8 protein-coding genes and 1 pseudogene are annotated in these 6,447 nt (G+C 72.2%); 4 read left to right on the forward strand and 5 right to left on the reverse strand.

From position 1 onward, the window contains the following. Positions 1 to 551 (forward strand): annotated as a pseudogene (locus KBX39_RS19610) (amino acid permease); the annotation flags it as partial. A 3-nt stretch (positions 552 to 554) separates the two neighbouring features. Here the strand turns inward: KBX39_RS19610 and KBX39_RS33425 are convergent. The 3 genes from KBX39_RS33425 to KBX39_RS19625 form a co-directional block, all read right to left on the reverse strand. Further along, positions 555 to 1,199, reverse strand: a complete 645-nt coding sequence (locus KBX39_RS33425; protein WP_187694421.1) for a hypothetical protein — start codon at positions 1,197 to 1,199, stop codon at positions 555 to 557. Between the two features lie 84 nt (positions 1,200 to 1,283). Next, complete coding sequence (locus KBX39_RS19620) at positions 1,284 to 1,571, reverse strand: hypothetical protein (RefSeq protein WP_043326906.1); 288 nt, start codon at positions 1,569 to 1,571, stop codon at positions 1,284 to 1,286. Positions 1,572 to 1,613: 42 nt separating this feature from the next. Next, a complete protein-coding gene (locus KBX39_RS19625; protein ID WP_166455797.1) occupies positions 1,614 to 2,438 on the reverse strand; it encodes an SDR family NAD(P)-dependent oxidoreductase in 825 nt (274 codons plus the stop codon). Between the two features lie 124 nt (positions 2,439 to 2,562). Between KBX39_RS19625 and KBX39_RS19630 the strand changes: the two genes are divergently transcribed. Beyond that, the gene (locus KBX39_RS19630; protein ID WP_043326903.1) at positions 2,563 to 3,519 is read left to right on the forward strand and encodes a CoA ester lyase; all 957 of its coding nucleotides are present in this window, start codon (positions 2,563 to 2,565) and stop codon (positions 3,517 to 3,519) included. Between the two features lie 44 nt (positions 3,520 to 3,563). Here the strand turns inward: KBX39_RS19630 and KBX39_RS19635 are convergent, their stop codons facing one another. Then, entirely contained in the window at positions 3,564 to 4,115 is a 552-nt protein-coding gene (locus KBX39_RS19635; protein WP_030501095.1) for a DUF4190 domain-containing protein, read from the reverse strand. A 153-nt stretch (positions 4,116 to 4,268) separates the two neighbouring features. Between KBX39_RS19635 and KBX39_RS19640 the strand changes: the two genes are divergently transcribed. Beyond that, complete coding sequence (locus KBX39_RS19640) at positions 4,269 to 5,120, forward strand: SDR family NAD(P)-dependent oxidoreductase (protein WP_030501096.1); 852 nt, start codon at positions 4,269 to 4,271, stop codon at positions 5,118 to 5,120. A 3-nt stretch (positions 5,121 to 5,123) separates the two neighbouring features. Here KBX39_RS19640 and KBX39_RS19645 read toward each other — a convergent pair whose 3' ends face one another. After that, positions 5,124 to 5,525 (reverse strand): DUF4190 domain-containing protein, encoded by a 402-nt coding sequence (locus KBX39_RS19645; protein WP_043326898.1) that lies wholly within the window; start codon positions 5,523 to 5,525, stop codon positions 5,124 to 5,126. Between the two features lie 177 nt (positions 5,526 to 5,702). Here KBX39_RS19645 and KBX39_RS19650 point away from each other — a divergent pair. Continuing rightward, positions 5,703 to 6,447, forward strand: a 745-nt coding sequence (locus tag KBX39_RS19650) for an acyl-CoA dehydrogenase family protein (protein ID WP_210871879.1), incomplete at its 3' end; no start/stop codon positions are given.

The raw sequence follows: 6,447 nt of genomic DNA on the forward strand, positions 1-6,447 counted from the left end.
GCGCCTGGGTGGTGGTGCTCGCGGTGCCGCTGCTGGTGCTGCTGTTCCGCCGGATCCACGGGCACTACGACCGGCTGCACCGCGCGCTGGCGCTGCACTCGCCGCCGTCCGCGCCGCCCGCCGAGTGCGACGAGCTGCCCCAGCAGGTACGCCACCTGGTGGTGGTGCCGGTGGCCCGGCTGAACCGGGCGTCGCTGCGCGCGCTGGCGTACGCGACCTCGCTCGGGCGGCCGACGCTCGCCGTGCACCTCGCTCCGGCGCAGGACGAGGCGGACCGGATCCGGGACCAGTGGCGGGGCTGGGGCGACCACCTGAAGCTGGAGACGAACGTGTCGCCGTACCGGTCGGTGATCGGCCCGCTGGCGCACTACCTGGAGGCGCTGCACGCCGCGAGCCCGGACCTGACGCTCACCGTGATCGTGCCGGAGGTGGTGCTGCGCCGACGTCGGTACCGGCTGCTGCACAGCCGCGCCGAGCAGCGGCTGCGGACCGCGTTGCGGGCGCTGCCCGGCGTGGTGGTGACGAGCGTCCCGGTGCACGTGTCGCGGTGACGCTCAGAGGTATCCGGCGAAGTGGTCGGCGACCAGCGCTGCGACCGCCTCGGCGTCCCGGTCGAGGTCCACCTCGATCACGCGTACCCCGAGCGCCCGGGCGGCGGCGACCGCGTCGGCGGCGACCAGCTCGTCGCGCGCGATCCGATGACGCCACGCCCGCTCCGGGTCGCTCACGCCGGGATGCCGGGCCATCGCCCGCGGCAGCCGTTCCACCTGGTACGCGCGGAACTCCGGCGTCGGCACCAGCACCACCATCTGCCCTGTCGACTCGACGATCGGGGCAACCAGTTCGGGCCGCAGCCCCCAGCCCTCGGCGACCACCCGGCGACCGCTCACCAGCGCGCTCAGGTCGTCGAGCACCCACTCGAAGCGGCGCGGAAATCCGGCGAGGGTCTCGGCTGCCATCCGCTCCGGGTTCGTCGTCACCCAGGTCGCCTCCGCGTCCGGGCCGTCCGGCGGCTCACCCCGTCGGATCCGGTCGGCGATCCGCCGGTCGTCGTGCCCTCGCGCGTCGTGGCGGTCGTAGAGGTACGCGGTCAGCCCGTACCGCAGTGCCAACGTGACCGCGAGTGTCGTCTTGCCGGCCCACTGCGCGCCGCCGATCCAGAGTGCGCGGCGGGCGGTGGCCAGAGGATCGAAGTCCATGCCCCGACACTGCGCCTCGCCAGCCCCAAGATCAAGTCTTGTTCTCGGCGTCCCCGCGTGATGAAGTGAGGGAGAAGGCGCAGCTCAGACGTCGCGTACCTCAAGCACGCGGGTGGCGGGCGCGGCGTCGCCCAGCTCGGCGCGCAGCGCGACGCGGTCCGGGTCGACCAGGAACGCGTCCAGCCCGGCGCGGGCGGCGAACCGGATCACGTGCACCTCGGTCTCCCCGTCGCCGGTACGCAGCCGCCGTTGCAACTCGCCGCCGTGCCGGCCGAGCAGCGCCAGCACCGCGTCCTCGTACCGCCGCCCGGCGTCCGCGTCGGCGCTCAGGTCGACCAGCGCGACCAGCAGGACCTCGTTTCCCGTCGTCATGGCGTCGAGTGTCCCAGCGGACCGGCGGTCGTGGTGACCCGCTCAGGCGTCGACGCCGACGGCCTTCGCGCTGGCCGTCCAGAGCCGCGCGGCCAGCGCCGGGTCGGCCGCCTTGGGCCGGGGCCGGTGCGGCTTGCGGTCGGCGTAGTAGCCGCCGTTCGTCAGCCGGGACGGGTCCTGGCAGGCGAGCCAGACCAGCGTCTCGGCACCCTTCTCCGGGCTGCGGAACGGCAGCAGCCGCATGCCGAGCGCCACGATCCGGCTCTCGTTGCCGAAGCGGGTCCGCACCACGCCCGGGTGGAACACGTGCGCGGGCACCTCCGGCCAGCGCCGGGCCGCCTCGGCGGTGAACAGGATGTTCGCCTGCTTGCTGGTGCCGTACGCGCGGAACGGCCGGTACGAGCGCAGCGCGGAGTTGAGGTCGTCGGGGTCGAGCACGCCGCTGCGGTGCGCGTCCGAGCCGGTGACCACCATCCGCCCGATCCGGTCTCGCAGCAGGTTGCTGAGCAGGAACGGGGCGAGGTGGTTGGCCTGCATGCTCAGCTCGAAACCGTCGACCGTGGTGATCGGCTCCAGCACGATCGCGCCGGCGTTGTTGGCGAGCACGTCGATCCGGTCGTAGCGCTCGCGCAGGCGTTCGGCGAGCCCGCGTACGTCGTCGAGCACCGCGAAGTCGGCGCGGAACAGCTCCGGCTGCTCGCCGCAGCACTCGCGGACCCGCTCGCCCGCGGCGCGCAGCCGGGCCGGGTCCCGGCCGACCAGCACCACCTGGTCACCGCGGCGCGCCAACTCCTCCGCGGCGGCCAGGCCGATGCCGGAGCTCGCCCCGGTCAGCACCACGATCCGACGCTCAGTGAGATCTTCCACAGGTCCATTCACCCCGGTCACGGCACGAGGTTACCGTGGCGTCACCACGCCCTTTGGGATCGTTAAGTTCTCGAAATCCACCGCTGCGCCGGCGCCTGCGCCGGACGCTGGAAGGAGCGCACCCATGACCGCTGTCGGTCGTCCCCGCCGATCCTGCCTGGCGGTGCCCGGCTCCAGCGTCAAGATGCTCGGCAAGGCCCAGGGCCTTCCCGCCGACCAGGTCTTCCTGGACCTGGAGGACGCGGTCGCCCCGCTGGCCAAGCCGGACGCGCGCAAGAACATCGTGGCGACGCTGAACGAGGGCGACTGGGCGGGCAAGACCCGCGTGGTCCGGGTGAACGACCTGACCACGCCGTGGACCTACCGGGACGTCATCGAGGTGGTCGAGGGCGCCGGGGCGAACCTGGACTGCATCATGCTGCCGAAGGTGCAGAACGCCGAGCAGGTGCACTGGCTGGACCTGCTGCTCACCCAGATCGAGAAGACGCTCGGCCTGGAGGTGGGCCGGATCGGCATCGAGGCGCAGATCGAGAACGCGGCCGGGCTGGTGAACGTGGACGCCATCGCCGGCGCCTCGCCCCGGGTCGAGACGATCATCTTCGGCCCGGCCGACTTCATGGCCTCGATCAACATGAAGTCCCTGGTGGTCGGCGCGCTGATCCCGGACTACCCGGGCGACCCGTACCACTACATCCTGATGCGCATCCTGATGGCCGCGCGGATGCACGACAAGCAGGCCATCGACGGCCCGTTCCTGCAGATCCGCGACGTGGACGCGTTCCGCGAGGTGGCGAAGCGCTCGGCGGCGCTGGGCTTCGACGGCAAGTGGGTGCTGCACCCCGGCCAGATCGACGCGGCTAACGAGGTCTACTCGCCGGCGCAGGCCGACTACGACCACGCCGAGCTGATCCTCGACGCCTACGACTACTACACCTCGGAGGCGGGCGGGAAGCTCGGCGCGGTGATGCTCGGCGACGAGATGATCGACGAGGCGTCCCGCAAGATGGCCCTGGTGATCGCCGCCAAGGGCCGCGCCGCCGGCATGTCCCGTACGTCCTCGTTCACGCCGCCCTCGGCCTGATCGCGCGTCGGGCCGCCCCCGCGCCCGGGGGCGGCCCGGTGGCGTCAGTAGCTGCTGCTGGCGCTGGACGCGCCGATCGCGATCACGATCATCACGATGTAGAAGATGATGCCGGCGACCAGCAGAGCGGTCAGGATCCAGCCCACGATGATGGCCGCCGTGGCCATGCCCTCGCCCTGCTCACCGGTCTCCCGGATCTGCTTGCGCGCGACGTGGCCCATGATGGCGCCGATCGGCGCGGTGATGCACGAGGCGAAGCCGACGAGCGACAGGACCAGCGCCACGATGGCCATCGTGTTGGTGCGGGCCGGCGGCATCGCGTAGCCGGGATAGGCCCCCGGCGGCGGGTAGGTGCCCGGGGGCGGGTAGCCGGGCATCGCGGCGGCGTACGGGTCGCCGCCGGGTGGGGCGTACGGGGACTTCGCGCCCGCGTACGGGTCGGCGACCGGCGCGTAGGGATCGGCGACCGGCGCGTACGGGTCGGCCTGGCCCGGCTGGTTCGGGATCGCGGGCATGATCGGGTCGGCCGGCGGCGCCGAGTGCGGCCCGGCCGCCGAGGGGTCCTGCCAACCACCGGGCGGTGGGGGATAGCTCATCTGATCATCTCCAGGTACGTGGTCGGCTCAGGGTAGCCACCGGCTCGCGACACGGAGCACCCTCTTTCCGGGCGCGCGTTGCCCGGCGGGTCGGTACCGGGCAGGATCCTCGGCATGGCACTTGACGCGCGTGGGGGTCGGTCGCGACGGGACATGAGCCGGCCGGGGTCGGTGCGGCGCCCGCGTGGCGGCGAGCCGGTCGGCGCCGCCGACTCCGAACGGCCGGCGCCGCTGCCGGAACCGGCCACCATGCGGCTGGACGGCCGGGTCGCGCTGGTCACCGGCGCGGGCAGCGCCGACGGCATCGGGTACGCGACCGCGCGCCGGCTGTCCGACCTGGGCGCCCGGGTGGCGATCGTCTCCACCACCCGGCGCATCCACGAGCGCGCGGGCGAGCTGGGCGTCACCGGCTTCGTCGCCGACCTCACCGACGAGTCGGAGGTGGGCGCGCTCGCCGACGCGGTGGCCGAGCAGCTCGGCGACGTCGAGGTGCTGGTGAACAACGCGGGCCTGGCCAGCCGGGCCAGCCCGGAGGTGCTGCGGCCGGTGGCCCAGCTGACGTACGACGAGTGGCGCGGCGAGATCGACAGGAACCTGACCACCGCGTTCCTGTGCAGCCGGGCGTTCATCGGTGGCATGGCCGAGCGGGGCTGGGGCCGGATCGTCAACCTGGCCGCCACCGCCGGGCCGGTCAACGCGCTGCCCACCGAGGCGGCCTACGCGGCGGCCAAGGCCGGCGTGGTCGGGCTGACCCGGGCGCTGGCGATGGAGATGATCGCCGACGGGGTGACTGTGAACGCGGTGGCGCCGGGCATCATCCACACCGCGGCGTCCACCATGGCCGAGATCAAGCAGGGCCTGGGTACGCCGGTCGGGCGTCCCGGCACGCCGGACGAGGTGGCCGCCGCGATCGCGTTCCTCTGCTCGCCGGCCGCGTCGTACATCACCGGGCAGATGCTCGTGGTCGACGGTGGCAACAGCGTCCGGGAGGCGCAGTTCCGCTGAGCCTCAGTAGGTGCCGTTGTCGGAGTTGGCCCAGATCGCCAGCCCGATCCAGCCGCAGCAGGCCACCAGGCCGATCGCGGTGAAGATGTAGCTGAGGATCAGTCCCCAGGTGGCGAGCTGGTCGCCGTCCTCGCCGGTCTGCCGGATCTGCCGCTTCGCCAGGTGGCCGCAGACGATGCCGGCGGGCGCGAAGACGAACGCGAAGACCAGTGACAGGATGGCGAGCACGTTCGTGCCGCCGGGGCGTGGCCCCGGCCCGGGTGGGCCGTACTGGCCGTAGGGCGGCTGCGGGGCGTACGGGGGCTGCTGGCCCCACTGCGGATGCTGCTGGCCGTACTGCGGCTGCCCGTACGGCTGGCCGTGCGGCGGCGGCTCGTACGGTGAGGGTGGCTGCTCGTCAGTCACGCGCGCCCCTTTTCCCCAGGTGAACGGGCCCTCTCTCTTGCGGACGCTACCCGTAGCGGTGAACCTTTTCACAGCGGTTGTAGGGACTGGTCACCTTGGCTGCGCCGGTCCCGGGGCCGATACTGACCGAGCGTTCAGTTACCCCTGAGTAATGCGCCGACGACCCCGGAGGCTGAGATGGCCCGACTCGCCCAGACGCCCGGACTGACCGACGTGCAGCGGTCGATTCTGGAAACTGTCCGGGAGTTCGCCGACAAAGAGATCATTCCGCACGCGCAGCGGCTGGAGCACGCCGACGAGTACCCGAGCGACATCCTCGACGGCATGCGCGAGATGGGGCTGTTCGGCCTCACCATCGACGAGGAGTACGGCGGGCTGGGCGAGTCCCTGCTGACCTACGCGCTCGTGGTCGAGGAGCTGTCCCGGGGCTGGATGTCGATCTCCGGCATCGTCAACACGCACTTCATCGTGGCGTACCTGATCTCGCAGCACGGCTCCGCCGACCAGAAGGCCCGGCTGCTGCCCCGGATGGCCACCGGCGAGGTGCGCGGCGCGTTCTCGATGTCCGAGCCCGAGTGCGGCTCGGACGTCTCGGCGATCAAGTCGAAGGCCGTCCGCGACGGCGACAACTACGTCCTCAACGGCCAGAAGATGTGGCTGACCAACGGCGCGTACTCGTCGGTGGTGGCCACCCTGGTCAAGACCGACACCGGGGCCGACTCGGTCTACGGCAACATGAGCACCTTCCTGCTGGAGAAGGAGCCCGGCTTCGGTGAGACCGCGCCCGGCCTCACCATCCCCGGCAAGATCGACAAGATGGGCTACAAGGGCGTCGAGACCACCGAGATGGTGCTCGACGGCGTCACCGTGCCCGCCTCCGCCGTGCTCGGCGGCGAGGAGAAGGTCGGCCGCGGCTTCTACC

This window comes from Micromonospora sp. D75 (assembly GCF_018070405.1).
Lineage (GTDB): Bacteria > Actinomycetota > Actinomycetes > Mycobacteriales > Micromonosporaceae > Micromonospora > Micromonospora chalcea.

What these genes read in the sequence shown, in the direction of transcription:
- KBX39_RS19630 (WP_043326903.1), top strand. Translation starts at nt 2,563, where the DNA reads ATGACCGCTGTCGGTCGTCCCCGCCGATCCTGCCTGGCGGTGCCCGGC.
- KBX39_RS19640 (WP_030501096.1), top strand. Translation starts at nt 4,269, where the DNA reads ATGAGCCGGCCGGGGTCGGTGCGGCGCCCGCGTGGCGGCGAGCCGGTC.
- KBX39_RS19620 (WP_043326906.1), bottom strand. Translation starts at nt 1,571, where the DNA reads ATGACGACGGGAAACGAGGTCCTGCTGGTCGCGCTGGTCGACCTGAGC.
- KBX39_RS33425 (WP_187694421.1), bottom strand. Translation starts at nt 1,199, where the DNA reads ATGGACTTCGATCCTCTGGCCACCGCCCGCCGCGCACTCTGGATCGGC.
- KBX39_RS19635 (WP_030501095.1), bottom strand. Translation starts at nt 4,115, where the DNA reads ATGAGCTATCCCCCACCGCCCGGTGGTTGGCAGGACCCCTCGGCGGCC.